Annotated in this window: 3 protein-coding genes; all 3 read right to left on the bottom strand. The window is 72.7% G+C overall.

The window, feature by feature from the left end; translation table 11 throughout:
• Positions 1 to 444: sulfate/molybdate ABC transporter ATP-binding protein (locus ACFVQZ_RS36425; RefSeq protein WP_383629176.1), on the bottom strand; the 444-nt coding region annotated here is incomplete at its 3' end.
• Positions 441 to 1301 (bottom strand): sulfate ABC transporter permease, encoded by an 861-nt coding sequence (locus tag ACFVQZ_RS36420; protein ID WP_378230980.1) that lies wholly within the window; start codon positions 1299 to 1301, stop codon positions 441 to 443. The genes ACFVQZ_RS36425 and ACFVQZ_RS36420, both read right to left, overlap by 4 nt.
• Positions 1294 to 2133, bottom strand: an 840-nt coding sequence (gene cysT / locus ACFVQZ_RS36415; protein WP_383629173.1) for a sulfate ABC transporter permease subunit CysT, incomplete at its 5' end; no start/stop codon positions are given. The genes ACFVQZ_RS36420 and cysT, both read right to left, overlap by 8 nt.

Raw genomic sequence — 2133 nt, 5'->3', positions numbered from 1 at the left:
GGCGAGGGCGCGCGCGAGCGCCATGCGCTGGCGCTGCCCGCCGGAGAGCTGCGACGGCAGGCGGTGCGCGAAGCTCTCGAGGTGCACGAGCCGCAGCAGCTCGTCGACGCGCTCGGCGATCTCGGCCTTTGGCGTGCGCCGGATCTCGAGCCCGAACGCGACGTTCCGCGCGACGCTCAGGTGCTTGAACGCCGCGTAGTGCTGGAAGACGAAGCCCACGTTGCGGCGTCGGGCCGGCAGGTTCGTGGCGTCGCGGCCCTCGATCTCGATCTCGCCGGAGTCGGGCACCTCGAGCCCCGCGACGACGCGCAGGAGCGTCGACTTGCCCCCGCCGCTCGGGCCCAGCAGAGCGGTGAGGCGCCCGGTGGGGACGGACACGGAGACGTCGTCGAGCGCGACGAAGTCGCCGAAGGACTTGCGGACGTTGCGGATCTCGATGCTCATGCGTCGGCCTCCGTGGGGGCGGCGGTTCGGGGGGCGGGGCGGCGGGTGCGGGGGCCGGCGGCGTCGTCGGAACGGAGGAAGGTCACCGCGACGATGCACGCGACGGACACGGACGCGAGGAGGAACGCGACCGCGTAGGCCGTGCCCTGCTCGAAGTCCTGGTAGCGCTGCTCGACGAGGAGCGTGGACGTCTGGGTGCGGCCCTCGAAGTTGCCGGACACCACCTTGACGGCGCCGAACTCGCCGAGCGCCCGGGCGAGCGTGAGCACGACGCCGTAGACGACCGCCCACTTGATCGCGGGCAGGGTGATGCGCCGGAAGGTCTGGAACCAGCTCGCGCCGAGGCTCGTCGCGGCGAGCTCCTCGTCGGTGCCGAGCTCGGTGAGCACGGGCACGACCTCGCGGATCACGAGCGGGAGGCACACGAACGCCGTCGCGAGCACGATGCCGGGCGGCGCGAAGATCACCTGGAGCCCGGCGTCCTCGAGCGCTCCGCCGAACCAGCCGTTCTTGCCGTACACCAGCACGAGCGAGAGCCCGACGACGATGGGCGAGACCGAGAGCGGGAGGTCGAGCAGGGCGTTGAGGAGGGCCTTGCCCGGGAAGTCGTAGCGGACGATGAGCATCGAGATCCCGACGCCGAAGACCGTGTTGATCAGCACGACCTGCACCGCGACGGCGGCGGTGAGCTGGAGGGCGAAGACGACGGACGGGTCGGCGAGCGCGCGCTGGAACGTCTCGAGGCCGTCCGCGAAAGCACCCCGCACGACGAGCGAGACCGGCCACCCGACGAGCAGCACCAGGTAGACGACCACGACGGTGCGGAGCGTGCGCCGCACCCAGGGGGAGCTATCCACGGCGGGCCACCCTTCGCTGGAGGAGCTGGATCGTCGCGATGACGACGAGGGACACGAGCAGGAGCACCGACGCGACGGCCGCCGCCTGCTCGGGCTGGCCGTTCTCCAGGTAGCTGAGGATGCGGACGGAGCCGACCTCGGTGCGCATCGGCAGGTTCCCGGAGAGCAGGACGAGCGCGCCGTACTCGCTGATCGCGCGGGCGAACGACAGCGCCGCGCCCGCGGTGATCGCCGGGGCGAGCGCGGGCAGGATCACGCGACGGAAGGTCGTGAGCCGCGTGGCGCCGAGCGACGCCGCCGCCTCCTCGACGTCGCGGTCGAGCTCGGCGAGCACGGGCTGCACGCTGCGCACCACGAAGGGCAGGGTGACGAAGAGGAACGCGAGGAAGACGGCGGCGCGCGTGTTCGCGACGTCGATCCCGAGCGGTCCCGACGGCCCGTACAGCGCGAGCAGCACGAGTCCGGCGACGATCGTCGGGAGCGCGAACGGGATGTCGATGAGCACCTCGAGGAGCCGCTTCCCGGGGAACCGGTCGCGCACGAGGACCCAGGCGATGAGGGTGCCCATGACGACGTTGACGGCCGTCACGGCGAGCGCCTGCGTGACCGTGAGGGTCAGCGCCGCGGCGGTCTGCGGCTGCGTCACCGCAGCGACGAAGGCGGGCCAGCCGCCGACGGACGTCTCGACGAGCACGGCGATCAGCGGTATGAGCGCGAGCGCCGAGAACCACACGAGCGCGACCCCGAGCCCGAGGCCCGAGGCCGCGGTCAGGCGGTAGGGGCCGTTGGGCGTCCGACGTGCCCGGCGGACCCGGCGCGGCCGGGACGCGGC

The sequence above is a fragment of the Streptomyces sp. NPDC057854 genome, from assembly GCF_042797055.1.
Taxonomy (GTDB): domain Bacteria; phylum Actinomycetota; class Actinomycetes; order Streptomycetales; family Streptomycetaceae; genus Streptomyces.
This window is presented reverse-complemented; position numbering and strand designations above follow the sequence as displayed.